The organism is Paenibacillus sp. J2TS4, assembly GCF_018403245.1.
Taxonomy (GTDB): domain Bacteria; phylum Bacillota; class Bacilli; order Paenibacillales; family NBRC-103111; genus Paenibacillus_L.
In genome coordinates, this window is the sequence record NZ_BOSH01000014.1 from 34,082 (window position 1) to 60,291 (window position 26,210).

Genomic DNA, 26,210 nt, shown 5'->3' on the forward strand with positions numbered 1-26,210 from the left:
AACGATGGATGAAATAATCAACGAAACAGAATCGAAACCGCCGCAATATTACGCCGATTTTGACGATTTTGGAAATATCGTGGCATTTTACGTTGATGAGATTCACGGCGATAGTATCCCAGATACTGCGATACCGATCACTTACGGCGAGTGGCAAATGTACTTAACGGATACTTCACGCTATAAACTTGATGGCGATACGATCCGTGAGAAAACACAAGAGGAAATAGACGAAGAAATAGCAAACCGTCCACCGTCTCCACCAAGGAAGCCTACAGAAACGGAAATCCTAGGGGAGCAGCTTTTTGACACACAGACCGAACTAATCCAAACCAAGAAGGAAAATGAGACACTAGGAAGGCAATTATTTGATTTGCAGACCGATTTAATGCTGAAAGGGGTGCTGTAGAATGAAAAGTAAGGATTATGACTGGTGCCTATTAGCCTGGAAGCGTAAATGGACAGATGAGCAGAAGTTGCAGATATGGGTAGATGCTGAAAGGATCAATCAAGCTGAGTATGAAGAAATCATTTTAACGCCGAGATAGGCGTATTTTTTATACCCTCACTATCCTAAGTTATTTATATTTGAAATCCATAAATCATCAATCGAGAAAAAAATTATTTTTATGATGTCCTAAAAGAAAAGCAAGAAAATACAGATGCCCAATTCTATGCCATTTCGTTAACTCGAAATTTTTAATTATCTAACAGCGAACCAGTAATGGAGGTGCAAACCATGACCTACCAGTCAAAGACTGATTGGAAATATGATGATATAGTAACTGAGCAGGATTTGAACCGGATAGAAAGTGGGATTCAGGAGGCACATACAGAATTAAACAAGTATCCAAGTGTTCCTATAACATTAAACTCTGGCCTGCAAATAATTACCGCTAATCGGGATACTCCTCTTAAGGTTACAAACATACAAGGCCGAACATTGATTAACTTGTTGGGGCGAGATGGTAATTTTTATAACACAGCTAACTGGTCAAGCTATGCTGGTTCGATAGAGGCCAACAATAACACTGCTACAATTACGGGTAATGGAACGGCTGTGAATCCACAAATCTGGATTAACCACGTTGGTCCCGCTCCAGCCTTGGGAGATAGGTATCTTTTGCGTGCAACAATGAGATCCCGCAGCCCTTTATGTACTAACTTAAGATTATATTTATGGTCCTCAACAACTGAAAAGTTGGGAGAAGGCTATCAAGCCAACCCCGTTCTCGATAAAGAATATGATATTGGTAGTCTTTTAACAGTAACCCAAGATGTAATTGATAACTGGAATTCCTTGAGTTTTAGGTTGGTTGCACATTTTGCTACTGCTGAAGATTCTATTAATGAAGCAGTTGACTTTTCTAAAGCTATGTTGATTAAGATTCCATATGCAGATGGCGATTTACCTGTAAGTGAATTACTTGAAAAGTATCCTTTTGTAGATTGCCTTCAGAACATCAATGCGGTGTATATAGAAGACAAAGGTGGAAACTTACTCCCCCCTTTTATTGAGTGGGAAGTCTACGGGGCGAAAAGTGAAATTATAGAACCATATTCTGTACGATTAACAACAACAGGTAATGATCAGAAAATACAATATTTCGTTAAAGCAATTCCAAAGGAAAAGTATACATTCAGTAGTTCAACCGGTTTTTATGATATAGAAGAATATAGCATTAATCGTAAATGGATAAGAAAAAGACATATAGCAGATACGGGTGATTCTGAACTTACTTTTATAGTAAGTGAAGATGCTTACTATATTCGCATATCCTCAACTATCCTTTCGGGCAGCAGCACTAAAACCTATAGTAACCCAATGCTTACAATTAATTCTGAGCCCCAAACATTCCAGTCGCAGAGAAAATCTTACCTATACCTGCCAACCTGCCAACTGGCAGCCAATTTGGACGGTTCCGTGGTAGATAGGATGTATTTAGACAACGAAGGTAAGCCAAGGGTAGTGAGGCAGTTTCGGAGGATGGAGTTAACAGGGGGGATGAAATGGTGGATAAATAAGGCAAGCGGGAATCTTGTCGATTATAAGGAGGTAGCTCTTGGTATACCTTCTCCGAAACAAGAAAATGTAGGAGTAATAGTAAAATTTAACGGAAAGATTCTTAATAAGAAACCTGATAATGTTCTACCTGAAGGTCCAGATGTTTGTACAATTTCAACAATATACAATAATGTTTATATAACAATAGCTAACTCCGACAGTGGGTGGGGACCAGACTACGAGCCGACCCAGGACGAGATTAAAGCTTATTTTTATGGCTGGAAGATGGCTATAGCTGGCGATGTCAGGACAAGCATTTATAACGGTGAAGGACAGAGATCGTGGATTAAATCAACCATGATTAACAATCCTGCACCACTTGCGAGTGGAGACTATACAGGCGTGCTTCCTACAAGTCCAGCTGGGACAGATTCCCAAGGGAACTCATATGCCCCTTACCTTCTCCAATATCAACTTGCCGACCCAATAGACGAACCATTGGAGCATGAAGGCAATCTGGTGCTCTATGAGGGGGTGAATAAGGTTGAGGTAGGTGCGGGGATTGTGGTTCGGGAGAAGGCGAATGCCGGGGAGGGACTTACAACTTGGGCTATAAATAATAAAAATGTTGCTGGTACATTGTTGAAATATAGAACAGATGTTATTAAGAATGTGTATAAGAACGAGATTTACGACAAAACGTGGGTATTGAATTATGATCCTATTAACTCTTATGGCAATCAGCTCGCTTACGTTAAAAAGAATTTAGGACTTTACGATCTCTCCGGCGTCTACCAAGTCACTTACCTAGCACTAGACACATACAAGATCGGTATAACTCCAACGGAGATCAGCGCCGAATATGCGTATAATTTGAGGGGCACGGTTGATTCGTTGGTAGAGGGGAACAAGAATGCTCTGGCCCGGATCACAGTCCTTGAAAATGAAACGGCTATGAAGGAGCAGCCACAATGGATAGCACCTACTTTGCTGAATCGGTGGGTAAACCATTATAATACTGCTGATAACAATGCAGGTTACAGAATTAACAGCATTGGCAAAGTAGAAATAGTGGGACTTATATCAGGCGGATTAACGTCTACTGGTACAAGAATTTTTAAGCTTCCAGAGGGTTTTCGACCAAAATATAATAAAAACTTTACGGTTTGGTCAAGAGAAACGGAAAACCACCCACCGAAAATAACGAGAATTGTAGTTTCTGGTACGGAAGCCGGAAGAGGTGCTGGAGATGTTGCGTTTATTTTTGGAGGATCACCAGAATTGACGCCTGCAAACGGTTGGGTTTCTCTGGATGGAATAGAATTCCCTGTGAATGACTAGAAAGGAGGCTTAGCCTTGAAAGAAGCAATCATAACCGATATAGACGGATATATGAAGGACGTAACGCTTGTTGCTGATCAGGTAACAGGCGTTTTTCCTATCTTCGGACCTATCGAGCCGGAGGAATATGATCCTGAGCCACAAGTCGCACCTAAAGCTTTCAACGAGGAGCGGGACGAAGGGACGGCTCCCGATAATAATGTACTGATTGGATATACCGTTGCCGTGCCCGTTCCTCCAGGACTGTATCAACCGCGCTTTGATCTGGAGGCTTGGCGGGCAGCTCAACTAACTGAACAATCCCCATCGTCTTCCGTTAATCTCACTCAGTTTTGGGTGGAAGGTCTGGCGCAGGAGGAAATCGATGAGCTTCAGAGTCAGCCTCAATCGCTTGAAACTGTAGATAGACTAGCGCAATTGGAAGCTGCTTTCGCCAGCTTGCTTCAAAATTTCGCGGCTAAGGATGCGGAAATAGACGAGTTGAAAAGCCATAACGCCAAGATGCTGCTCGGTCTAGCCAGAAAAGGGATCTTATAGAACCAATCTTCAGGAAAGGAGAGTATGCTCATGAACTGGTACCCTACTATAAAAGATTATTATGAGGAAGGCCGGTACTCTGCGAATGATCTTAAGGTTTTTCTGCAAGCCAAGTGGATGACGCCGGAGCAATATACGCAGATTACCGGGCAGGAACCTCCAACGGCATTTAATAAATCTATATCCTTCTTAAAGCGCGCCTTTTTCCAAAATAAGAATATGTCCTAGAACGCAGTACATCAAAGATCGGAAACTACAGAGAATGGACAAGAGAACAAACAAACCGCTCTACGATTTTCCACTCTTAATAGAAAGCAGGTGAGGTGATGGAATCCGAAGTCATTAATGCTGCGGCTACTCAGGGGATTTTTGCGATCCTGTTTGTAGCTTTATTTTTTTATGTCATCCGAACTCAGGATAAGCGGGAGCAAAAAAGTGAGGCCCGGGAAAAGCGGCTTATCGTAGCTTTAGAAAAGGCGCAGACGAATAATCAACAGCTGGCCATTGCCGTTCAGAAGTTGGCTGACGAAGTGGAAGAGATTAAGGAATATATGCCACGGAGGGAATCGGCTTGAGACAAATCACCTGGAAAGGCAACAACCATACCAACAGCAGCAGCCGAGGGACGCAGGTCCCTTTTGTTATTGTTAATCATATTTCAGCTGGATCCATGGGCAGCATGGATTCATGGTTTACGAGTCCCAATAACAGAACGTCCTCCGCTCACTTCGGAGTGGCCAAGGATGGCCGCATTCATCAATATGTTGACATTCGCCGGATGGCCTGGGCCAATGGGATCGGGGCCGCGGATATTGCCAGATCTAACACACCCGTCATTCGGGATAACCCCGGAATCAACCCGAACCTGTATTCCGTATCCATTGAACACGAAGGGATGGACGGGGATTTAACCGAGGAACAGTTCCAAGCATCGGTCTGGCTGCACCGATATATTCAGCAGCAGGTTCAAGAGATCTGGGGCCGTAACTTTGAGCTGAATCCATACCATGTTATAGGACACTTTCAAGTAAATCCGAAGGGAAAACCGCACTGTCCCGGGCTGAAATTTCCATGGAATCGGTTGTACAAGGCATTGCAGGAGGGAATCACAGGAGAGAAGGGAAAGGAAGGACAAGACAGACAAGATGGACATGATGGAAACGCTGGACATGATGGACGTCAATCTCAAGAATCTGAAGGGCCGAATGGACGCGAAGGACTACAGGGGGAGGAGAGAGATACTTTGAAGCTCGAACATTCCTGGCAGTGGAAAATGCTTGGGGACGCATTGGACGGGCTATACCGGAAGAGCGTCAATGGAGAAACCAACACTCCGCTTCTTACCGACTACACTTGGGCGCAAAAGGCCTATACCGGCAAGCTTACGCAGTCCGAGCTGGCTTGGTTAAACCTCATCCTTATCGCTCGGCAGCATGAAATCAAAGTAGGGGAGGTATAACGATGCTGGGAAAGAAAAGATGGAGAAATTACGGCTTATGGGCCGCGCTGATCGCTTTAGTTACCGATATTCTGATCTACGCCGGTTTGATTAGCTTTACACAGGAAGAAGTCGAGTTTGTAACCCAGAGAATATTGGAAATTCTTGTTTTGCTCGGGATTTTAAATAACCCTACCAGCCCGGCCGGTAAAGGTTTTAATTTGTAGCTTTTTGTATATAGCTTATTTTTTCATTTTTCAGAAAAAAGACCATTTGAAAGTATCCTTTTCTCATGTTATGCTTATAAATAAATAAGGGAGCCGGCGGCAACCGGCCCCTGCACAATAGCCGCTTTTTAAGGGCGGGAGGCTTGGTCAAAGCTTACCCGGCAGAAATAGACCGAATACCTTTGTGAGAGGGCGGTCTATTTCCTTTTATGGAACGACAGTACGGCTATGATCAACAAGCCGAACGTAAGCATCAATGACATCGCCTCGAATACTGTCATAGGCATCACCTCCCTTCCGGGAGATTAGCCGACCGCTCTATTGTACATACCATATTATACCACAGGGGGCTTGCCGGAAGGCAGGCTCTTTTCGTATGGATAAGAACTATTTGGAAAGGCTTCCATTGCTGTTTCTGTGATAAAATAGAATTAAATCCAACTTCGCGGGTGATGAGATGACCATTCTGCTTTTCTTGTTAATGCTTGCGGCGATCACCCTTTTCATAACGAAAGCGCGAAACCCTTCCGCCTACTGGATGGGGTTCGTTCTTGTCGGCTGGTTTCTTAGCATGGCCGGTCTTATTTTATTCATCGCTAAATACGGTGGATTTTATTATAAAGTGAACATCGTCCTGTTCTTTCATGACAGCGTTCGCAATTTCTTGCTTCATCTGCCTATTTCTATAGAGGGAATCAGTCGGATGATTACGGTCGGCCGCTCCGTTTTTATTTTCAGTCTGATCGGGCTGTCGGTCTCACTACTCTACTATCGGCCTTTTATAAAGCTATGGAAAATTTACGCGCTCAACGCTATTTTTCCTTTGGCTAACATTGTATTCTACGATCCCATCATCTATAAATGGGCACTCGGGGCTATGGACCGGGAAGTGACTTATTTCGCCGGCTGGCTGACTCGAGGCTGGCTTGTCGTATCCGCTCTGATCTCCCTGTATCTCATGGTTAAGAAATATCGTAAAGTAACGATTCCCTGGGTCAAAAAACAGAGCAAGTACATTTTGCTCGGTGTGTTTTCACTGGTTCTGTTTTATTTTTATCTGGGCTTCCTCGGACCCCTTCAAGTATTCGATGTTCGAACATACTATGTGCTTTATTCGGACTTTTCCAACTTCAATCCTCCGCTTACATTGTTCGGCTGGTACAGCAGTATAGGTCTTACCGGCATATTGTCGCTGGTTAGTATTCTATCCATTTGGCGTTATACCGAGGTCGAGAAGACGATGGGCAAAAGTGACCTGCAGCTCGAACGCAAGCTTAATACAGCCAATATGGGAGCGCGGGTCTTCACGCATGCGATCAAAAACCAGCTGCTGATGATTCAACTCCTTGTGCAACAAGCGAAACGTCAGGCTGCAGCGGAATCAAAGTCAGGGACGCTGGAAGCGGAGAATACCTTGGCTAAAGCGGAAGGTATTGTAAGCCATACTCTTGATCGTCTGGACCAATTGTACAATTCCTTTAAAACAAGCCATCTGCAGCTTCGCCCGGTATCTGTGCAAGCATTAATGCAGATGACATTGGAACGGTTGTCGCTGGTGCCGGAGCATCTGTGGCTCGAATGCGAGCTTCCCGACCGAAAGACTATGGTTCTCGTCGATGCCAATCATATGTCGGAGGCCCTGTACAATGTTATTATTAACGCAGTGGAAGCGGTGAAAGAGCAGAAGGATGGATGGGTCAAGATTTCGGCCTATGTGGAGGAGAAGTGGGTGCTGTTTCAGATTATAGATAACGGTCCAGGCATTCCAGAGGAGCTTCAGGAAACGATTTTTGATCCTTTTTACACGAATAAAAATACGACCAAAAACTGGGGAGTCGGTTTGTCCTATGCCAAACATGTGGCGATGGGCCACTATGGCCGTATCCATGTGGACAGCAAGCCGGGCGAGGGGAGCGCATTTCAAATTATTATTCCTTTGTACGAGCTGAAAGCGGAGGGAAAGGAGGAGGGACGTAAGCTGTGAAGGAGACCATCCGAGTTATTGTAGCCGAGGATTTGGACGTTTTGCGCGAGCACTTTTGTGATTTGATCCGCCAAGAGGAGGACATGGAGGTGATCGGGGAAGCTTCGAGCGGCAAGCAGCTTTTACAGCTTCTGACCGGCTTGTCCGCCTCTTCTGTTCCGATGCCGGATATTATCTTAATGGACATTGAGATGGATATGAAGCATGACGGGATCGTTACGGCGCAGCAAGTGCTCGCTCGGGATCCGGAGATCAAAATTATTTTTCTAACCGTGCATGAAGATGATGAAACGGTCTTCAACGCTTTCGAAACCGGGGCAGTCGATTATGTGCTTAAGACAAGCTCGGGAGAAGAAATTATTAACAGCATCCGTACCGCTTATGCCGGGATTGCTCAGATTCGGCCGGAGGTTGCTAACAAAATCAAGAACGAATTTTCCCGCATCCGTCGGAACGAAGAAAGCTTGCTGCAGGCGACCTTGATCTTGGCGCAATTGACGCCGACCGAGCTGGAAATTGTCGAGCTTCTTTTGAAGGATATGAAAACTTCAGAAATTGCCCGGCACCGGCAGGTGGAGCTGTCGACGATCAAATCGCAAATTAATGTGATCCTTAAAAAATTCAATAAAAAGAGGTCGAAGGAAGTAACAGCCTTACTAAGAGATCTAAATATACAGCCGCTCATACGAAAAGTAAGGGGAGGCTAAGGTTGGATTTCTCCCGACAAAAGCTCCCTGGTTTCTACGGAATCCAGGGAGCTTGCTCATTGGCATATCGATTTATTAGACTCTATTTTACTTGGAGGTTGCTTTAATAAATGGCTCCGTCATAAGGAATTTATCGGCCGGGACGACTTCCGGCATATTGCCGTTTTGCACAAAAAGTTTCTCCAGGTTTTCGTACCATTTTTTGGCCGTTCCATCCTGGAACGCATCGGCTACCTTTTGATTATCCAGCCAATCCAAGGAGTCTAATTGCAGACGCAGAGACTCTTCTGGAACTTGAGTGAAGTCGGCGGTCATTTTAATGACTTCATCTTTGTTTGCTATTTTGTAATCGGTTGTTTTGGCGATAGCTTGCATAAATTTCTCTACCAGCTCCGGATTTTTTTCCAAAAATTTAGGATTCACTACCCAACTGGCTGGGAATACATATTCCGGGAAGAAATCACTGTTGTCCCCAAGCTTCACCATGTTTTCCTTGCCAACCTGCTTTTCAATTTCCAGAGTATAAGGCGACCAGATAGCTACGGCATCGACCTTGTTAGCTACATAAGCGGAGACAGCTCCCGCCACATCCATATTGATAATGTTAACATCCTCTGGCTTCAGCCCTGCTTTTTCCAAGCCGAGGTTAAGCACCATTTCACCGGAGGTTCCTTTGGGAACACCGACAGTCTTACCTTTCAGATCCTTCCATTCCTGAATACCGGATTTTTTGGTGGCGAAGACCATGTCGCTTTTGCCCAAGCTGACAATATTGATGATATGTCCTTTTCCTTGGGCGGCCAGGAAGGTAGCGCCAGGACCGATATACGCAATGTCAATGTCACCGGATGCCATAGCCTGGAATTCGGGCGGACCGCTGAGGAATTTTACTGCATTCACATTAATCCCGGCTTCCTTGAAAAATCCCTTCTCCTCACCGACAACAATCGGGGTTGCCCCATTCATATCGGGCATGTAGGCCACGTTAATGGTCGGCATTTTACCGCCGGTTGCGGGCTCTTGGGGGGTCGGAGCAGTTGTATTGCCGTCTCCTCCGGAAGAACAGGCCGCCAAGGCGAGACTAAAAATAGCAGCCAACGCTGGGAGTTTATACAGAGACTTCCACTTTCGATTCATAGTGACTCCTCCTTTTTATGGGCAAATTATCAAGGTTTAATCGAATAGTCTGGATAAATTATCTGGCGACTTCCAAATACTCCCGGTAAACTTTGGACCAGATATCATTCTTGATTTGTACAAAACGATCATCGAGCTTGGTCGATTGGTCTCTCGGATAGGGAATATCCACCTCGACAATTTCTTTAATCCGTCCGGGACGAGCGCTCATAATAATGACCCGTTGAGCGAGGATGACCGCCTCTTCCACATCGTGAGTGATGAAGAAGCATGTTTTTTTCTCGGTCTGCCAGGTTTTAAGCAAATCTTCTTGCAGCTGGGCCCGAGTCTGAGCATCCAAAGCTCCAAAGGGTTCGTCCATCAGAAGGACTTCCGGTTGAACGGCGTAAGCTCTCGCTATCGCTACACGCTGCTTCATTCCGCCGGACAATTCTTTGGGGTAGGCATGTGCGAAATCCTTCAGCCCGACAATTTCCAAATATCTTTCAGCTGTCTCGCGGCGTTCTTTTTTATCCAGACCGCGCAATTTCAAGCCGAATTCTACATTTTTCAGAACGGTCTTCCAAGGAAACAAAGCGTATTGCTGAAAAACGACGCCCCGTTCTTTCCCCGGGCCCATCACCTCAGTCCCGTCCACTTTTACCGAGCCGGAGGTAGCCTCCTCTAGTCCGGCGATGATGTTGAGCAAAGTAGTTTTACCGCAGCCACTGGGACCTACTACACAGACAAATTCATTCTGTTGAATAGTCAAATCGGTGTTTTGCAGAGCCGTAACGTCCCCATTGCGCCCTTTGAAAATTTTGGACAGACCGCTAATCTCAATTTTCGGCCGGCCGGCTGCCTGAGCCGAGCCTTGGTTTAGCTGCTGCGCACTTCCTGCCATCCCGTCAACCTCCTCTCCAGAAATAGCACGAATTTATCCATGGCCAGTCCGATAATCCCGATCACAATAATTCCAAGAATGACGACTTCCATTCGGAAGTACAGACTGGCTTCCATGATCATGTTGCCCAGTCCTTTGTTAGCCCCCGTTAATTCGGCAGCGACGAGCGTCGTCCATGCCGCAGCCAGTCCCAATCTTACTCCGACCAGAATATAGGGGAAGGACGCGGGAACAACGACTTCAAAGAAAATATCCCGGTCTCTCGCACCCAGTACTCTTGAAGCGCGAATCAGGGTAGGATCGACATTGCGGACACCCTGAAAGATGGAGATGACCATAACCAGGAAGGTAGCTACGAAGATAACGGTTATTTTAGCCGATTCTCCAACTCCTTGCGCCACGATGACGAGAGGAATCAAGGCAATCGGAGGAATCGTTCGGAAGAACTGAATCCAAGGCTCGACAACCGAGCGGACGACCGAATACCAGCCCATTAAGAAGGCAACCGGAATCGCAACGATCAAGCCTAGGGAAAAGCCTCCGAGAACCCGCATCAGGCTTGCCGAAACATTAGTTCCCATCCGACCGCTCTCTACTTCGGTAATAAAGGTTTGGACGACTACCGTCGGATTGGTCAGGATAGCTCCTATGGCCGGTATGGCGGCGAGCAAATACCAAACCGCAATTCCTATAATGATCGATAGGGTTGTGAGCAGCCAACCCGGCATTTTTTTCATAGGTCCCACCTCTTTCTAAAGCTTCAGTAAATTTCTGTGAAGGGAAAAATATCAATAACTAGCCAGGTTAGTTTATCCGTCGTAAGCCGGTTTTACTGCTTCGCGGCTATACGTTTTGCTTAAATGCTCGGCCGCTTCGCTCCATCCCAACTGAGATAGGCGGTTGACCCAGTCCTCCACTGTGATGTACTTCCATGGTCCGGTTTCAATGACTTTCTGCAGCGGATCGACCTTGTATCCTGGCTTGCGGGCCTGCTCATGCTGCCATTGGGACAGCCGATGATCCATTTCTTTGACCACTTCCGGGTATTGATCTGCTACGTTTAGCGTCTGATTAGGATCGTTCTTCATATCGTACAGGGTAACTTCGTCAAAATGCAGATACAGACCCGGATGGTAGGTTCGAATGAAGTACCATCGATCATCACGCACAGCACGCTGGCAAACGTACAGCGCATGGTCCATCACCAGGTAATCGCGCCCTTGCCAGTGCCCGCCCTCAAGAGCGGGAAGGAACGATTTCCCGTCCCAGCCGGATGGGGTATCTAGACCGACTAAATTTGCAATAGTCGAAATGACATCGACGTTATAGACAAAGCCGTCTATCTGTTGGCCAGGAGTTGTGATTCCCGGAGCCCGGATAATCAATGGAATGTGGTGTACCGCTTCGGTAGCGCTTGCATGTTCGATGTAGATTCCTTGCTCGCCCATCGATTCGCCATGGTCGGCGCTAATGATGAAGCAGACCTCCTCTTCAATCCCCAGCTCGCGCAGGGTGTCCAGCAATTCGCCGACATGCTTATCCATGTAGGAAATTCCGCCATCGTATCCATCAACCGCATGTTTGAAATCACTGCGATTGGAGATTCGTCCAGGCATCGTTGCCGGGTACTTATCTCCCCAATGAAGGAAAGGCGCGGAACGAGGGAAGCTATCCTGCTGCTGTGCTGCAATCGTCGCTTCATCCGGGAAAGCTTTAGCCGGAGAATCCTTCCATTGCTCCATATATTCAATGGGAAAAGTATAGAACGTATGAGGATCCCAGTATTGAATATGCAGAAAATAATTGTCTTCCTTCCCGTGCTGCTTAAGCCAAGGAATGACGGAAGCGTTTACTTCATCGGCGTTTTCATTGCCTTCCTTCAACGAATGAGTATGAACCTCGTTCCAGCCGGCAAAATACCACCACGCATGATGCCGATCACCAAACGAGGAGAAAGTAACCGTCTTATACCCCGCTTTGCGCAAATAACGGGTAAAGAAAGGAACTTCTTCGCTGTGTCCGTCTCCTTCCGGATACTGAAATTCGCAGCCCGGCCCCCAATGAGTTAGAGCTCCATGATGAATGCCGAAACGACCGGACATGAAGCTGGCTCTGGATGGCACGCATGGAGAAGAAGCGGCATAGCAACGGTTAAAGCGGGCGCCTTGGGCCGCAATTCGATCAATATTAGGCGTTGTTTGGCGGTGGTAACCATAACAGCTCATATGATCAGGACGAAGAGAATCGATGTCCAGATAAATAATCCGCATGATGTGACCTCCTATAAGTCTTGTTGTGAGATTGCTTACATTATACTTCTGTCCCATAAGCCTCAAAAGGTTGAACTATTTTCAAACCTTTTCTCCCCATCTCCCTATAAAAGGCATAACAAAACCGGAATCCTTCTCGAGGTTTCCGGTTGTCGCGGATGTTTGATCCACTGGCATTTAGGACCAGGGGAGCAAGGCTATAGTCTTTTTGGGGAAAGGCTGGTAAAATATGCTTATCTTTGTCAAGAGGTGGTTTTTTTGTAAATAAGGGGGCGAAAACTAAGGGTAAGGGGGAATTAACATTATTCTGATAGTTGTACGATAATGTAATAGATTGCGGAAGGAGATATTTTGAATGGATACTTACCTTATTTTAATAATCGTTATCGGTGGTTTGTTATTAGTGGGCAGTATAATTTTCGTAATCATTGATCGTGTGAAGAGGACCGCGAAGGAGATAGAGTATGGAGCTGTCGAAAATCACATTTTAATGCATGTTTACGGTATTCCTTTCTGTGACAACACTGATTCAGTAAGCCTTTATATTCATCCCGAACAAATAATACTTGAATGTAAGAAAAAGACTTATATTCTTAAGATCGACCAAATTCTAAATGTGAGTATGGAAGATGATAAGACTATTCAAGCTCAGATTGGAACAAAGGTTAAAAGTGTAGTAGGGATAGGGCAAAATCTGGTTCTTCATTACCGCACGGCTGAACACGATGAAACGAAAATGATCATATTACAATTGGCACAAAACTTCAAAGCTTTAGGATTAGTTAAAACTATTAAGAAAATGGTGGCCGAGGAGCATAAGAAACAGGGTGTCATAGAGCTATAAGGGCAATCATAAGTAAGGCCAAGTGGAATCAGATTATTCGTTGAACCAAAGAGAAATGGAATGCATCCCTTTACCACGTCATGCTCATTTATAATAAAGGGAGCCTGGTTGAGCCGACTCCAGTATAATAGCCGCTTATGAGGGCGGCAGGCTTGTTGAAAGGCTTGGGGAATAGACCGTTAATCTTTACAAGGGACGGTCTATTTCTTCTTATGTAAAGAGAGTATCAACACGAATAACGTTCCGAAAGAAACCATGAGCGTTAATGCTTCGTATACATCCACAGGCATCACCTCCCTTTCGGGAGATTAGCCAACCGCCCCAATATAAACTAAATGCGGATATTGATATGGATACTAGCATCTGGAGCTTTTACGGATAATGCGGTATAATATCTTGATGACTTAATGAATTTAATGATGCAAATATATAAGGGAGTTGTCCTAGATATGGCTTTGAAAGCAGGGATAGTCGGCCTTCCCAACGTTGGAAAATCGACTTTGTTTAATGCAATTACTCAAGCGGGAGCGGAATCCGCGAATTACCCGTTTTGTACGATTGATCCGAACGTAGGAGTCGTTGAAGTTCCTGATGAGCGTCTGCAGAAGCTGGCGGAGATCGTCGTACCTAACCGGATCGTTCCGACGGCCTTTGAATTTGTCGATATTGCCGGCCTCGTTAAAGGAGCTAGCAAAGGAGAAGGGTTGGGCAACAAATTTTTGGCTCATATCCGGGAAGTGGATGCCATCGTTCATGTGGTTCGCTGCTTTCAGGATGATAATATTACGCACGTGTCGGGTAAAGTAAACCCGATTGACGATATAGAGATTATTAATCTCGAGCTGATTCTGGCCGATTTGGACTCGGTCGAAAAAAGAATAGACCGTTCGCGCAAAAATATGAAAAGCGGAGACAAAAAATACGCTGCCGAAGTAGAGTGCCTGGAGCGGATCAAAGAAGTTCTTCTCGCTGACAAGCCGGCCCGCAGTCTCGAATTGAGCGATGAGGAAAAGCTGCTTATCCGCGATCTTCATTTGCTGACGATCAAGCCCGTATTATATGCGGCTAATGTTAGTGAAGCCGAGGCGGGCAACGCCGATGATAACCCTTATGTTCAGCAAGTGAAGGATTACGCTGCTCAAGAAGGGGCAGAAGTAGTTCCAATTAGCGCCAAGGTTGAATCGGAAATTGCGGAGCTCGAAGGAGAAGATCGCGACCTGTTCCTGGAGGAGCTCGGGCTGAAGGAATCCGGGTTGGACCGGCTTATCCGCGCCGCTTACAAGCTTCTCGGCCTGTACACCTACTTTACGGCAGGGGTTCAGGAGGTTCGGGCCTGGACGATTCGTCAGGGGACCAAAGCTCCTCAGGCAGCAGCAGTGATTCATACCGATTTTGAGCGAGGATTTATTCGGGCGGAAGTGGTGTCTTATGATGATTTGGTTGCGGCCGGATCGATGAATGCCACCAAGGAAAAAGGACAGCTTCGCTTGGAGGGCAAAGAGTATGTAGTACAGGATGGAGATGTTATGCATTTCCGTTTTAACGTTTAGTTATTCAATGCTATAAAAACAGTGCTTTTGCACGCTAGAGTCACAGTCAGTGTAGGAAACTATGTTTTCCTTTGTGGCCAATAGCAATGAACCGCTACAACATGTTGACGATCCATACAAAAGAGGTGAGCGCGTTTGATAGACCGACTTCAATCGTTGGCCGATCGGTATGAGAAGCTGAGCGAACTGCTCTGTGATCCTGATGTGACCAGCGATACCAAAAAATTAAGAGAATATTCCAAGGAACAATCTGATCTCCAGGAAGCTTATGAAGCCTATACGGAGTACAAAACAGTTGTCGACCAACTGGCGGGCGCCAAAGCGATGCAGAACGAGAAACTGGATGACGAGATGCGGGACTTGGTCAAGATGGAAATTGAAGAGCTGGAGGAACGCAAGGAACAGCTGGAAGAACAGATTAAAATTTTGATGCTTCCCAAAGATCCAAATGACGAGAAAAACGTTATTGTAGAAATCCGCGGTGCCGCTGGCGGGGATGAAGCAGCTCTGTTTGCAGCCGATTTATACCGGATGTACACGCGCTATGCGGACGTGCAGGGCTGGAAAACCGAAATCTTGGAAGCGAGCCTGAATGATCTCGGCGGATTCAAAGAGGTGATCTTCATGGTCGTCGGCAAGGGCGCCTACAGTAAGCTGAAGTATGAGAGTGGCGCTCACCGGGTACAGCGGATACCGGTTACCGAGTCCGGCGGCCGAATTCATACCTCTACCTCTACCGTTGTCGTCATTCCGGAAGCCGAGGATGTGGAAGTGGAGATCAAGGAAAGTGACATCCGGGTAGATACGTTCTGTTCCAGCGGAGCCGGCGGGCAATCGGTCAACACGACCAAATCGGCCGTTCGTGTGACTCATCTGCCCACCGGCATTGTAGCGACTTGTCAGGATGGGAAGTCGCAGAACTCGAACAAGGAAAAGGCACTGCAAGTGCTGCGAGCCCGGATCTACGATATGTATCTGCAAGAAGAGCAGCAGAAATATGACTCTGAACGGAAAACGAAGATTGGCACCGGCGACCGGAGTGAACGGATCCGCACGTACAACTACCCGCAGAGCCGCGTCACAGACCATCGTATTGGCCTGACGGTCCACCGGCTGGAATCCGTCATGGACGGGGAACTGGAAGAATTTATCTCGGCGTTGACCGTCGCGACTCAAGCGGAGCAGTTAGAAAAAGGGGAGTAAGCCGAATGAATATTGACCGGCCTTCTTCAATTCGTGAAGCCTATATGCGGGCTTCTTCTTTTTTAAAGGAGCAAGGAGTTTCCGAGGCCGCGGCTTGTACAGAGCTGCTGCTTCAGCACGTCCTCGGGTGGGACCGAACGAAGCTGCTGCTTAGCTGGCCCGAGTCATTCCCCGTTGAACGCCTCGCTGAATGGCGAGAAATGATTACGCGTAAAGCAGCAGGCGAACCGGTGCAATATATAATAGGGGAGCAGGATTTTTACGGGCTCTCCTATGCGGTTACCCCGGCGGTCCTTATTCCGCGTCCGGAGACGGAGCTGTTGGTCGAAGCGATCGTCCGTCTCGGCAGCCTAAGGTGGCCGGGCCAATCGCCGCTTGTGGCGGATATAGGCACCGGAAGCGGAGCGATCGCTATCACGATAGCCGTCCAATGCCCACAATGGCGGGTATGGGCGACTGATCTGTCGCAAGCCGCTCTAGAGGTCGCCATTAAGAATGGACGGCGTCACGTTGGGGAACGGATCGAGTTCTTGTCTGGCGATTTACTCGCGCCCATCGTCGAGCGGCAGGCAGAGGTAGACATTCTCGTCTCGAATCCTCCTTATATTCCATCGGCAGATATGCCTAGGCTTCAGAAGGAAGTGGGGCAGTACGAGCCGCATACCGCTTTGCATGGCGGGGAAGATGGGATGAACTATTATCGGCGCCTGCTTTCCGAGATGGATCAACTGCCTTCACGTCCCGCCATAGCGGGCTTCGAGGTAGGGCAGGGCCAGGCCGAGGCTGTGGAAGAAATGCTCAAGCGTCAGGGCAAGTGGGCTTATACCGAGATCATTTATGACTTGGCGGGAATAGGGCGTCATGTTCTGGCCTGGCGGAGTTAATCGGGTCCGGGTTACAGGTTGGAGGATTCCCTTGATCCCCTTACACTATGCCCCCGTCTCTTTTTAGAAATCTACTAATCTATTAAAATGAAGTATAACTCCTCTCTTGAACGGCCATACTACTAGTAGGCCATCGAGAGAGGAGAAAGAGATCATGGTAAAAAAGCGTTCTTTTCATAAATATACTTATCTTGTTTTTGCACTTATCGTTCTAATCATTAGTTGGGAATCGAATAAAACGAATGCGGCTATCCTGCCAAACGCGATTCCGGAAGAGGCCATCCGGTTAAGAATATTGGCCAATTCGGATTCTGTACAGGATCAGGCGTTAAAGCGATTGATTCGCGATGCAATCGTCGATGAAATGAATAGATGGGTTACTGAATCCGCTACTATTGAGCAAGCAAGATTGCAGGTAGAGGACCACATTCCGGTATTTCGCGGACTGATTGCGGATCTTTTGCAGCAACGCGGGTTTGATTATGAGTTTGACGTTGAGTTGGGCCCCGCCGACTTTCCAACCAAGCTGTATGGAAGCCGGGTCTACCCCGCAGGTGAATATGAGGCTTTAAAGATTACATTGGGAAGCGGAGAAGGACAGAATTGGTGGTGTGTTTTGTTTCCTCCCTTATGCTTCGTGGACGTTGCTTCCGGTCAGGCCGTGGCCAAAGAAGCAGAATCCTCATCCCACAATTCGGACAATCCTCCGCAGGATGTACAAGAAAAGGATAAACAAACCGGCGGGAACAAAGAACATAATGGAAAAAACGAGGGAAAGCCGGACAATGGATCGGTCCGTCAAGTGTCGCTTCAATCGGAAGCGGATCGGGAAGTCAGATTTTTCTTGTGGGACCTTTTGCAAAGCCTATTCGCCTTCATTAAAGGCTGGTTCTCTTAGTTGATTCGTTGGGATCCGTACAACGGTTCAATTACGACCCGCAAAACTCTTCATCTTCAATACATGATCCGCAAAACGGTTCAATCATAAATCGACAGCCTCTCTCTAGTTTCGTATACATCTAGTGTTCTTCATTTTAGCCTGATAAAGACGTTCCTGCAGGCTGTCGATTCATTGTGGAAAAGGCTAAGGATAGGATGATTATCTTCGTGAAAAAGCCCAACGGCTGTACAACACACCATGAAACGGTAACGGTCATGAACGACCATTATCCGCCAAACGAGACGGCTTCTTTATTCTAACGGACATGGATGAGCGTTATTCGAGAAAAACTCCTCTTTTCGCATCATTTTTTCCGCCTATGGTCCTTTGTGTCCATTACGTTATCGAAAAGCCCCTTTTGGGGCGGGTAAGGGTCACGGATGTCCGTAATCATTCAACTTGTAGTTTTTTCGAACGATCCTAGTTATACAACTTATCTGGCGATTGCATGTACTGCAAAAGTTAAGAAAAAAAGGAATGAACAGAACAAATGACTAAGGTATGGACCGTAAATCCGCAGCAGGTTGAAGCGGCGGATTCCGAATTGCAGGAAGCCGCCCGGCTCATCCGGGAAGGCAAGCGGGTGGCCTTTCCGACCGAGACCGTCTATGGGCTCGGGGCCGATGCCCGCAACGCCGAGGCGATTGCCGGCATCTTCACGGCTAAGGGCCGGCCGGCGGACAACCCGCTAATCGTCCATCTGGCCCACAGGTCTCAAATCAGCGATCTGACCGATCGCCTGGATGAGACCTCTTGCCGTTTGATGGACGCTTTCTGGCCGGGCCCGCTGACGCTCGTGCTGCCGGCCAAGCCCGGCGCCGTCGCCGCCAGCGTGACGGCCGGCCTGCCGACGGTCGCGGTGCGCGTGCCGGACCACCCGGTCGCCCTGCGCCTCATAGAGGCGGCAGGCTGCCCGGTGGCGGCACCGAGCGCGAACCGCTCCGGCCGGCCGAGCCCGACGCGGGCGGCGCACGTGCTCGCCGACCTGGACGGCCGCATCGACGGGATCGTCGATGGAGGGCCGACCGGGGTCGGCGTAGAGTCGACCGTCGTCGAAGTGGTCGACGGGGTCGTGCACGTGCTGCGCCCGGGCGGCGTCTCCGCCGAGCAGCTGCGCCGGGTGGCATCTCGCGTTCTCGTTCGCGGCGAGCTCTCGGCAGCGCGATCAGGCTCCGGCGACAGCGCGCAGCAGTCCGCTTCCGAGTGGCAGGCCGAGGAGGAAGCGCCCCCGAAATCGCCCGGTATGAAGTATACGCATTATGCGCCGCAGGGGCGGCTTACGGTCGTCAGCGGAGAGGCTGCGGACCGGATTTCGGCCTGGATAAGCGGCGAATTGCGCCGGGCCAAAGAAAAGGGCGAAAGAACGGGTGTGCTGACATTCGATGAGCACCGGACATTATACAGCTCTAAAGCGGATGTCATCGTATCGGTCGGCAGCATCCATAGCCCGGAAAGTATGGCCAGACATTTATACGATTCCTTGAGATCGTTCGACGAGGAGAAGGTGACCGTTATTTTCGCAGAGGCGATAGAGGAACAAGGAATTGGTCTGGCGGTGATGAACCGGCTCCTAAAAGCGGCAGGAAACCGAGTTATGTTTGTGTAAACTCAGGCAACGCGGTTTAAGCAATAATCGTACTAAATAGATACTATTAATGTTGGCCATAAAGAATATAATAATCCATGGCGTAGAGAAAGAAAGGTGTCTCCGAGGCGTGTTTTGGCTTTGCCTTCCCTGCCTCCCGAAGGCCTATCCAATGCTATCCGTTTTGACCGGGCGCCCCGAAAAGTAAATGGATATCGCTGCGAAGTCTAACTTCACTTTTGGGGTGATAGCTTAGATCATTCCCGCCTGTATCTCTATTGAGAGATTTTAGTAGAGTACAACCTTTATAGTCTGTTTCCCCCTTTGTCCGCATATGTTAGACAGAAGAAGAGTGGACAGGGGGAATAGACGAATGATTCTGGATTCGCTCGATTGGGGACACCTAGCTACGCTCCTGCTAATGGCGTTCGCTTTGGGGATGGACGCATTTTCTTTGGGAATCGGAATCGGATTTCGGGGAATCCGTTTAATAAGTATTCTTAAAGTAAGTTTTATAATAGGCTTGTTTCATCTGTTGATGCCACTCATGGGAATGCTAGCCGGTCACTATATTGGAGAACTCCTTGGCGAAGTGGCCACTTTAGCCGGAGGGGGCCTTTTAGTCCTGCTAGGCGTACATATGATTTACAGCTCTTTTCGCGGTGAAACGGTCCAAGCCCTTGATTTTCACAATTTATGGGGCTTGCTCCTGTTTGCAATGATGGTCAGTGTAGATTCTTTTTCCGTGGGAGTTTCGATGGGGATGTTTGACTCCGACTTTTTGATTACCGTGCTGTTGTTCGGATTTTTTGGAGGATTAATGTCCATTGCAGGACTTTGGATTGGAAGAAGACTGGGGCTGTGGATCGGTCATTATGGAGAAGCGATCGGGGGAGCCATATTGCTCATATTTGGCTTTCAATTTATTCTGTGACTATTTGCTTCTTAACGGATGGGGTACAATATGTATAATGAAACATAGGAATGGATTCAAATTCGCGGAGCTTGCGTGCTGTAACTTATCTCCCTGATCGTATCGAAGAAACCTGGAACACCTGGAACAGGCTATTGCGGGATAATAAGGAACGGAAGCGGGCAATCCTATGAAGGAGGTGTGAACGAATGGCTAAACAAATTTTGTTCGTTTGTACGGGGAACACGTGCCGCAGTCCGTTGGCGGAAGGAATGCTGCGGATGATGGCGGAAGAAGCCGGACTCAAGATCGACATTCGTTCCGCGGGAACGGCGGCCTCGGAGGGCTGTCCGATTTCTCCTCATTCCCATCGTATCTTGCAGGACAAAGGAATGCAAGGAACCCTTCTATCTTCCCCTGTTTCTCATGAACACGTAGATTGGGCCGAGCTTATTCTGACGATGACCATGAATCACAAAAGATCCTTGATTCAGCAATATCCTTTTGCAGCGGACAAAACATTCACTTTAAAAGAATATGTACGCAATGATTCCGAAGCCGCGCTTCAGAGTGAGCAGGAAAAGACGATGGCTGAATTGGAGATTAAAAAAGCTCTGTCTCAAAGCTTATCAGAAGATGAGGTCCAGCAATGGGTCGCTCTCGCTTCCTTGGCGAATGACTACGATATCGTCGATCCCTTTGGCGGATCGTATGAGACCTATAAGCAATGTGCTGATGAAATTGAACATTGCCTGCATAAGTTGCTGAACAAATTAGCTCCAGACATGAATTAAGAATACTCGTCAGGATAAACGGAAACCGATCGTACCTCTTCTGACGGGTTGAATGGCTTGGGGAATTTTGGGGATGACCCATTAAACCTTTCATCTCCGGATGGTTAAAAAGGATGCTTTACAACTCATCGCGCCATAGGGTATGATGGGTGTAACGTTTTTTATTTATGAACCCGGTGTAACTGGCGACAAGTGGGTACAACCACAATGGAGCATCGGGGGATACGGCCGGTCGCCTGGGCAAAGAGCAAACGTCGTGCTTGCACGCGTCCTGCTCTTTTTCTATTTCTACAGCTTGGGTATACTGTAAATATCATGGGAACCTGATAGGTGACTACAAGGAGGTAAGGGCATGAAAATTGCGATAGGATCAGACCATGCCGGGCTGCATTTAAAGGAAGAAATCAAGCGCCATATTGTTTCTCTTGGAATGGAAGTAGAAGATTTGGGCTGCGACTGTACGGATTCGGTCGATTATCCCGATTATGCCTTGAAGGTTTGCGATCAAGTGGTTTCCGGGAAAGCGGATAAAGGAATTCTGATCTGTGGAACGGGAATTGGCATGTCGATCGCTGCCAATAAGGTTCCCGGCATTCGTTGCGCACTGGTTCATGATTTATTCTCAGCGAAAGCGACCCGGGAGCATAATGACACGAATGTGTTGGCGATGGGAGAAAGAGTAGTCGGACCTGGAGTGGCACAGGAAATTGTGCAAATTTGGCTGGAAACCGAATTTTCACACGGTCCTCGGCATGAAGGGCGAATTAATAAATTAAAGTCTATTGAAGACAAGTATTCGATCCATCCGTAAGTTGATAGTATCTCATCCAATCCGTTCAATGAAGCAGTAAGATGATTGAGCACATTATGGAGGGAGTGCTGGCTGTGGCGGCCGATTCCAAGTCCAATGCTTCTCAAGAAGCAAGCGTCCATCTTGAGCGAATTACTGAGGAAGTGAGCACCGTTGTACGCGAGTTAATCGAGGCTGGCCGGATCGAAGACGGTCAGTGGATCGTTATTGGTACGAGTACAAGCGAAGTGATGGGACAGCAGATTGGTTCAGCAGGCGCGATTGAGGTGGCAGAACGTATATTTGAGGGCATCCGCAGAGCCCGGGAAACGGTCCGGTTCTATCCGGCCTTCCAATGCTGTGAGCATTTGAACCGTGCTTTGGTAGTAGAGAAGGTAGCACTGGCTAAATATCCTGCGCTTGAACCGGTATCGGTCATTCCCGTACCCAAGGCGGGCGGTTCTATGGCTGCTTACGCTTTCGATCATTTTTCCGAGCCGGTGGTGGTGGAAGCCATTCAAGCCCATGCAGGGATCGACATCGGAGATACGCTGATTGGCATGCATCTGCGCCAAGTGGCGGTCCCGGTTCGACCGTCTATCCGCTCCATTGGCGAAGCTCATGTGACTATGGCCTATACCCGTCCCAAGTTAATTGGCGGGGCAAGAGCCGTCTATGCAGGGAAGCAGTCGGAGGAAGAGGAAGGAACTTGTTCATAAGTTGAATTTATATCATTAGAATTATAGGAGGAAGAATAGGATGGAGCACTTACGTAAAGCCGACCCGGAAGTTTTAAAAGCGATGAATTTAGAATTGGGCCGTCAGCGCGACAAAATCGAATTGATCGCTTCTGAGAACTTTGTCAGTCAAGCGGTTATTGAAGCTATGGGATCTGTATTGACTAATAAGTATGCAGAAGGATACCCAGGCAAAAGATTTTACGGCGGCTGTGAGTATGTGGATGAGGTCGAGACGCTGGCCATTAATCGGGCTAAAGAACTGTTTGGAGCCGAGCATGCCAACGTTCAGCCCCACTCTGGAGCTCAAGCCAATATGGCGGTTTACTTGGCAACGATCAAGCCGGGAGATACAGTCCTCGGAATGAATTTGGCTCATGGTGGTCATTTGACTCACGGAAGCCCGGCCAACGCCTCTGGTATTTTGTACAACTTCGTTGCGTATGGAGTCGATGAGCAGTCTTTCCGCATTGATTATGATGAAGTCCGCAAAGCGGCTTTCAAGCACCGCCCCAAAATTATCGTAGCCGGAGCGAGCGCTTATCCGCGAACCATCGATTTTGAAGCACTGGCTCAAATCGCTAACGATGTGGGAGCGTTGTTCATGGTCGATATGGCCCATATCGCCGGTTTGGTAGCGGCGGGCCTGCATCCTAACCCGGTGCCTCACGCTCATTTTGTGACGACTACTACTCACAAGACACTGCGCGGTCCTCGCGGAGGTATGATTCTATGCCGTAAAGCCTGGGCGAGAGAAATCGACAAGGCGGTATTCCCCGGCTCGCAGGGCGGCCCTCTGATGCACGTCATTGCGGCCAAAGCGGTATCGTTCGGTGAAGCGCTGAAGGACGATTTCAAAACGTACTGTCAAAATATTATCAGCAACGCTCAAGTGCTGGCTGAAGAGCTGATGGCCGAAGGGCTGAATGTGTTGTCCGGCGGCACTGACAATCACTTGATGCTCGTTGACCTGCGCAACATTAACTTGACGGGTAAGGATGCTCAGAATTTGTTGGACGAGGTGGGGGTAACGGTTAACAAGAACGCCATCCCATTCGATCCGACCAGTCCATTCATTACTAGCGGTATCCGAATCGGCACGTCTGCAGTTACATCAAGAGGAATGGGCAGAGAAGCAATGAAGACCATCGCCCAAATTATATCGCTGGCCTTGAAAAATCCTAAAGATGAAGCGATCCATGACAAAGTTCGCGGAATGGTGAATGAACTAACAGCACAGTATCCACTTTATTCCGACCTTAAATATTAAGATCATCCACTGATGACTATCAAGATCATCCAGGATGACATCTAAGATAATCTCCTCCTGCAAGCAGGTTTGGTCAGGCTCCGGCCTGCTGCCCAGGGGGGGATTTCTGTTTGTTCCTTGAGAGCGGCAAAGAGTGAACTCGAGGGAGCCGATTCCATGCGATTCCGTACACAGTTTCGACTCTGTTTTTTACCGGATATTTTCAATCTATTTGTGGTATAATGAACAAGGTTTATGGCAAAAAGCTGCTGATCGACACTCCAATAGGGTTGCGTCATGAAGGCATCTGCGAGCAGAGGCTTGGTCATAAATGAAAGGAAAGACACACACCTTTATGGGAGGATTTATTTTATGGGCAAGGTCTTTATATGTGATCATCCATTAATTCAACATAAGTTAACCTTCATACGCGATGTTAACACAAAGACCAAAGATTTCAGAGATTACGTTGATGAAGTAGCTACTTTAATGGCTTATGAGATTACAAGAAACATACCATTGGAGGAAGTCATCGTTAGAACCCCGGTAGCGGACGCCTCTTGCAAGGTTATATCCGGTCGCATGCTCGGACTGATTCCTATTCTTCGAGCGGGACTCGGAATGGTGGAAGGGGTGCTGAAGCTGTTACCCGCAGCCAAAGTGGGCCACATCGGATTATACCGGGATCCCGAGACGCTGAAGCCAGTCGAATATTATGTCAAGCTACCTACCGATGTGACGGAGCGCGAGCTGATCGTCATCGATCCTATGCTAGCCACAGGAGGCTCGGTTAATGCATCTATCGATTTGTTAAAAAGCAGAGGCTGCTCGCAAATCAAATTAATGTGCCTGATTGCCGCTCCCGAAGGGATCCGTGCTGTTCAGGAGGAGCATCCCGACATCGACATTTATGTAGCCGCAATTGACGATCGTCTGGACGAGCACGGATATATCATTCCGGGACTCGGAGATGCCGGAGATCGTCTATTTGGCACGAAGTAGAAATCTGCACCGCCGAAAGATGAGGACGCGGAAAGGAGAAGAAGAATGAAGAAAGTGAAAGTAATGACGGTCTTCGGGACAAGACCGGAAGCGATCAAGATGATTCCGTTGGTGGAGGAACTGAAGAAGTATCCAGATCAGATTGAATCGCTCGTTTGTGTTACGGCACAGCATCGCCAAATTATGGATCAGATGCTGCAAACGTTCGGGATCAAGCCGGATTACGATCTTGATGTGATGAAGGAGCGTCAGACTTTGGCAGAGCTGTCCGTCCGGGTATTACTAGGTATGGACCCGGTATTACGAGAGGCGCAGCCGGATATTGTGCTCGTTCACGGAGACACATCCACCACTTTTGTCGCCAGCTATGCCGCATTCTTGCAGCAAATCAAAGTCGGCCATGTCGAAGCCGGCTTAAGAACGTGGAATAAGCTGTCGCCCTACCCGGAAGAAATCAACCGCCAATTGGCCGGAGTGATTGCCGATCTGCATTTTTCTCCTACGGAATGGTCGGCCGGGAATTTGCGCAAAGAGAATAAGTCGGAGGAGCACATCTTCGTTACCGGAAATACGGTTACGGATGTTCCCCAGTATACTATTCGAGAGGATTACAGCCATCCGATGCTCGAATGGGCTGCGGGCAAACGTTTGATTTTGATGACGGCCCACCGCAGGGAATCGCAAGGCGAGCCGCACCGGCAAATTTTTAGGGCCATCCGCCGAATTGCCGATGAATTCGAGGATATTGCTATCGTCTATCCGGTCCATCCGAACCCGGCGGTACAAGAGCCGGCGCACGAACTATTAGGGAATCACCCGCGGATTCAGTTGATTGAACCGCTGGATGTGATCGATCTCCATAATTTCTATCCTCATACTCATCTGATAGTGACCGACTCGGGAGGCTTGCAAGAAGAGGCTCCGTCCTTTGGCGTGCCGGTGCTCGTGCTCCGGGATACGACTGAGCGGCCGGAAGGAATAGAAGCGGGGACGCTGGAACTTGTGGGCACCAAAGAAGAGGATGTTTATGGAAGAACGAGAGCTTTGCTGACGAATGAAGAACTCTATGATAAAATGAGCAGGGCGGCCAATCCGTATGGAGATGGACAGGCGTCCAAACGGATCGTTCAGGCCATTTTATACCACTTCGGATTGTCGTCACATAGACCAGAGCCTTTTAAAGTGTAGGA

Annotated in this window: 29 protein-coding genes and 1 riboswitch; of the genes, 23 read left to right on the forward strand and 6 right to left on the reverse strand. The window is 47.9% G+C overall.

What is annotated here, in order from left to right; all coding sequences use genetic code 11:
- Nucleotides 1-4: 4 nt before the first annotated feature.
- The 8 genes from KJS69_RS23370 (at nucleotide 5) to KJS69_RS23405 (ending at nucleotide 5,548) form a co-directional block, all read left to right on the forward strand.
- Nucleotides 5-409 (forward strand): hypothetical protein, encoded by a 405-nt coding sequence (locus KJS69_RS23370; protein ID WP_213586211.1) that lies wholly within the window; start codon nucleotides 5-7, stop codon nucleotides 407-409.
- A gap of 1 nt (nucleotide 410) precedes the next feature.
- The gene (locus KJS69_RS23375; RefSeq protein WP_213586212.1) at nucleotides 411-548 is read left to right on the forward strand and encodes a hypothetical protein; all 138 of its coding nucleotides are present in this window, start codon (nucleotides 411-413) and stop codon (nucleotides 546-548) included.
- 191 nt (nucleotides 549-739) lie between these two features.
- Nucleotides 740-3,346 carry a hypothetical protein gene (locus tag KJS69_RS23380; RefSeq protein WP_213586213.1) on the forward strand — a complete coding sequence of 869 codons (2,607 nt, stop codon included), beginning with the start codon at nucleotides 740-742 and terminating at the stop codon, nucleotides 3,344-3,346.
- A gap of 15 nt (nucleotides 3,347-3,361) precedes the next feature.
- Entirely contained in the window at nucleotides 3,362-3,883 is a 522-nt protein-coding gene (locus tag KJS69_RS23385) for a hypothetical protein (RefSeq protein WP_213586214.1), read from the forward strand.
- 30 nt (nucleotides 3,884-3,913) lie between these two features.
- Nucleotides 3,914-4,111 (forward strand): XkdX family protein, encoded by a 198-nt coding sequence (locus tag KJS69_RS23390; protein WP_213586215.1) that lies wholly within the window; start codon nucleotides 3,914-3,916, stop codon nucleotides 4,109-4,111.
- A gap of 98 nt (nucleotides 4,112-4,209) precedes the next feature.
- A complete protein-coding gene (locus tag KJS69_RS23395) occupies nucleotides 4,210-4,458 on the forward strand; it encodes a BhlA/UviB family holin-like peptide (protein ID WP_213586216.1) in 249 nt (82 codons plus the stop codon).
- Entirely contained in the window at nucleotides 4,455-5,342 is an 888-nt protein-coding gene (locus tag KJS69_RS23400) for an N-acetylmuramoyl-L-alanine amidase (RefSeq protein ID WP_213586217.1), read from the forward strand. The genes KJS69_RS23395 and KJS69_RS23400 overlap by 4 nt, the downstream gene beginning before the upstream one ends.
- 2 nt (nucleotides 5,343-5,344) lie before the next feature.
- Nucleotides 5,345-5,548: a phage holin family protein gene (locus KJS69_RS23405; protein WP_213586218.1), complete on the forward strand. Its 204-nt coding sequence runs from the start codon at nucleotides 5,345-5,347 to the stop codon at nucleotides 5,546-5,548.
- A 197-nt stretch (nucleotides 5,549-5,745) separates the two neighbouring features.
- Here KJS69_RS23405 and KJS69_RS30335 read toward each other — a convergent pair whose 3' ends face one another.
- Nucleotides 5,746-5,835 (reverse strand): putative holin-like toxin, encoded by a 90-nt coding sequence (locus KJS69_RS30335; protein WP_374706710.1) that lies wholly within the window; start codon nucleotides 5,833-5,835, stop codon nucleotides 5,746-5,748.
- A 170-nt stretch (nucleotides 5,836-6,005) separates the two neighbouring features.
- Here KJS69_RS30335 and KJS69_RS23410 point away from each other — a divergent pair, with 170 nt between their 5' ends.
- Both KJS69_RS23410 and KJS69_RS23415 read left to right on the forward strand, forming a co-directional pair.
- Nucleotides 6,006-7,532, forward strand: coding sequence for a sensor histidine kinase (locus tag KJS69_RS23410; RefSeq protein ID WP_213586219.1), 1,527 nt, complete (start codon nucleotides 6,006-6,008; stop codon nucleotides 7,530-7,532).
- The gene (locus KJS69_RS23415; RefSeq protein ID WP_213586220.1) at nucleotides 7,529-8,239 is read left to right on the forward strand and encodes a response regulator transcription factor; all 711 of its coding nucleotides are present in this window, start codon (nucleotides 7,529-7,531) and stop codon (nucleotides 8,237-8,239) included. The genes KJS69_RS23410 and KJS69_RS23415 overlap by 4 nt, the downstream gene beginning before the upstream one ends.
- An 87-nt stretch (nucleotides 8,240-8,326) precedes the next feature.
- Here KJS69_RS23415 and KJS69_RS23420 read toward each other — a convergent pair whose 3' ends face one another.
- From KJS69_RS23420 to KJS69_RS23435, 4 genes are all read right to left on the reverse strand, one after another.
- Nucleotides 8,327-9,376 carry an ABC transporter substrate-binding protein gene (locus KJS69_RS23420; RefSeq protein ID WP_213586221.1) on the reverse strand — a complete coding sequence of 350 codons (1,050 nt, stop codon included), beginning with the start codon at nucleotides 9,374-9,376 and terminating at the stop codon, nucleotides 8,327-8,329.
- A gap of 58 nt (nucleotides 9,377-9,434) precedes the next feature.
- Nucleotides 9,435-10,259: an ABC transporter ATP-binding protein gene (locus tag KJS69_RS23425; protein WP_213586222.1), complete on the reverse strand. Its 825-nt coding sequence runs from the start codon at nucleotides 10,257-10,259 to the stop codon at nucleotides 9,435-9,437.
- Nucleotides 10,235-10,996, reverse strand: a complete 762-nt coding sequence (locus KJS69_RS23430; protein WP_213586223.1) for an ABC transporter permease — start codon at nucleotides 10,994-10,996, stop codon at nucleotides 10,235-10,237. Before KJS69_RS23430 ends, KJS69_RS23425 begins: the two co-directional genes overlap by 25 nt.
- A 72-nt stretch (nucleotides 10,997-11,068) precedes the next feature.
- Nucleotides 11,069-12,529: a sulfatase family protein gene (locus KJS69_RS23435; protein ID WP_213586224.1), complete on the reverse strand. Its 1,461-nt coding sequence runs from the start codon at nucleotides 12,527-12,529 to the stop codon at nucleotides 11,069-11,071.
- A 355-nt stretch (nucleotides 12,530-12,884) separates the two neighbouring features.
- Between KJS69_RS23435 and KJS69_RS23440 the strand changes: the two genes are divergently transcribed.
- On the forward strand, nucleotides 12,885-13,373 hold the full coding sequence (locus KJS69_RS23440; RefSeq protein ID WP_213586225.1) for a hypothetical protein: 489 nt from the start codon (nucleotides 12,885-12,887) through the stop codon (nucleotides 13,371-13,373).
- 200 nt (nucleotides 13,374-13,573) lie between these two features.
- Here KJS69_RS23440 and KJS69_RS30340 read toward each other — a convergent pair whose 3' ends face one another.
- On the reverse strand, nucleotides 13,574-13,663 hold the full coding sequence (locus KJS69_RS30340; protein ID WP_374706711.1) for a putative holin-like toxin: 90 nt from the start codon (nucleotides 13,661-13,663) through the stop codon (nucleotides 13,574-13,576).
- Between the two features lie 159 nt (nucleotides 13,664-13,822).
- Between KJS69_RS30340 and ychF the strand changes: the two genes are divergently transcribed.
- The 12 genes from ychF to wecB all read left to right on the forward strand — a co-directional run bounded on the left by ychF (nucleotide 13,823) and on the right by wecB (nucleotide 26,208).
- Complete coding sequence (gene ychF, locus KJS69_RS23445; protein WP_213586226.1) at nucleotides 13,823-14,923, forward strand: redox-regulated ATPase YchF; 1,101 nt, start codon at nucleotides 13,823-13,825, stop codon at nucleotides 14,921-14,923.
- Between the two features lie 135 nt (nucleotides 14,924-15,058).
- Nucleotides 15,059-16,126, forward strand: a complete 1,068-nt coding sequence (gene prfA / locus KJS69_RS23450) for a peptide chain release factor 1 (protein WP_213586227.1) — start codon at nucleotides 15,059-15,061, stop codon at nucleotides 16,124-16,126.
- A gap of 5 nt (nucleotides 16,127-16,131) precedes the next feature.
- On the forward strand, nucleotides 16,132-17,010 hold the full coding sequence (prmC, locus tag KJS69_RS23455; protein WP_213586228.1) for a peptide chain release factor N(5)-glutamine methyltransferase: 879 nt from the start codon (nucleotides 16,132-16,134) through the stop codon (nucleotides 17,008-17,010).
- A gap of 154 nt (nucleotides 17,011-17,164) precedes the next feature.
- Complete coding sequence (gene spoIIR / locus KJS69_RS23460; RefSeq protein ID WP_213586229.1) at nucleotides 17,165-17,908, forward strand: stage II sporulation protein R; 744 nt, start codon at nucleotides 17,165-17,167, stop codon at nucleotides 17,906-17,908.
- Between the two features lie 532 nt (nucleotides 17,909-18,440).
- Nucleotides 18,441-19,556 (forward strand): L-threonylcarbamoyladenylate synthase, encoded by a 1,116-nt coding sequence (locus KJS69_RS23465; protein WP_213586230.1) that lies wholly within the window; start codon nucleotides 18,441-18,443, stop codon nucleotides 19,554-19,556.
- A gap of 352 nt (nucleotides 19,557-19,908) precedes the next feature.
- Nucleotides 19,909-20,469: a manganese efflux pump MntP gene (locus tag KJS69_RS23470; protein ID WP_213586231.1), complete on the forward strand. Its 561-nt coding sequence runs from the start codon at nucleotides 19,909-19,911 to the stop codon at nucleotides 20,467-20,469.
- 188 nt (nucleotides 20,470-20,657) lie between these two features.
- Nucleotides 20,658-21,242 (forward strand): low molecular weight protein arginine phosphatase, encoded by a 585-nt coding sequence (locus tag KJS69_RS23475; RefSeq protein WP_213586232.1) that lies wholly within the window; start codon nucleotides 20,658-20,660, stop codon nucleotides 21,240-21,242.
- A gap of 168 nt (nucleotides 21,243-21,410) precedes the next feature.
- A riboswitch (ZMP/ZTP riboswitch) is annotated at nucleotides 21,411-21,491 on the forward strand.
- A 103-nt stretch (nucleotides 21,492-21,594) separates the two neighbouring features.
- Entirely contained in the window at nucleotides 21,595-22,053 is a 459-nt protein-coding gene (rpiB, locus tag KJS69_RS23480) for a ribose 5-phosphate isomerase B (protein WP_213586233.1), read from the forward strand.
- 41 nt (nucleotides 22,054-22,094) lie between these two features.
- On the forward strand, nucleotides 22,095-22,751 hold the full coding sequence (locus KJS69_RS23485; RefSeq protein ID WP_249730684.1) for a TIGR01440 family protein: 657 nt from the start codon (nucleotides 22,095-22,097) through the stop codon (nucleotides 22,749-22,751).
- A 40-nt stretch (nucleotides 22,752-22,791) separates the two neighbouring features.
- A complete protein-coding gene (locus tag KJS69_RS23490) occupies nucleotides 22,792-24,039 on the forward strand; it encodes a serine hydroxymethyltransferase (RefSeq protein ID WP_213586234.1) in 1,248 nt (415 codons plus the stop codon).
- Between the two features lie 351 nt (nucleotides 24,040-24,390).
- On the forward strand, nucleotides 24,391-25,020 hold the full coding sequence (gene upp, locus KJS69_RS23495; RefSeq protein ID WP_213586235.1) for a uracil phosphoribosyltransferase: 630 nt from the start codon (nucleotides 24,391-24,393) through the stop codon (nucleotides 25,018-25,020).
- A gap of 45 nt (nucleotides 25,021-25,065) precedes the next feature.
- Nucleotides 25,066-26,208 (forward strand): non-hydrolyzing UDP-N-acetylglucosamine 2-epimerase, encoded by a 1,143-nt coding sequence (gene wecB, locus KJS69_RS23500; protein WP_213586236.1) that lies wholly within the window; start codon nucleotides 25,066-25,068, stop codon nucleotides 26,206-26,208.
- Nucleotides 26,209-26,210 lie beyond the last annotated feature (2 nt).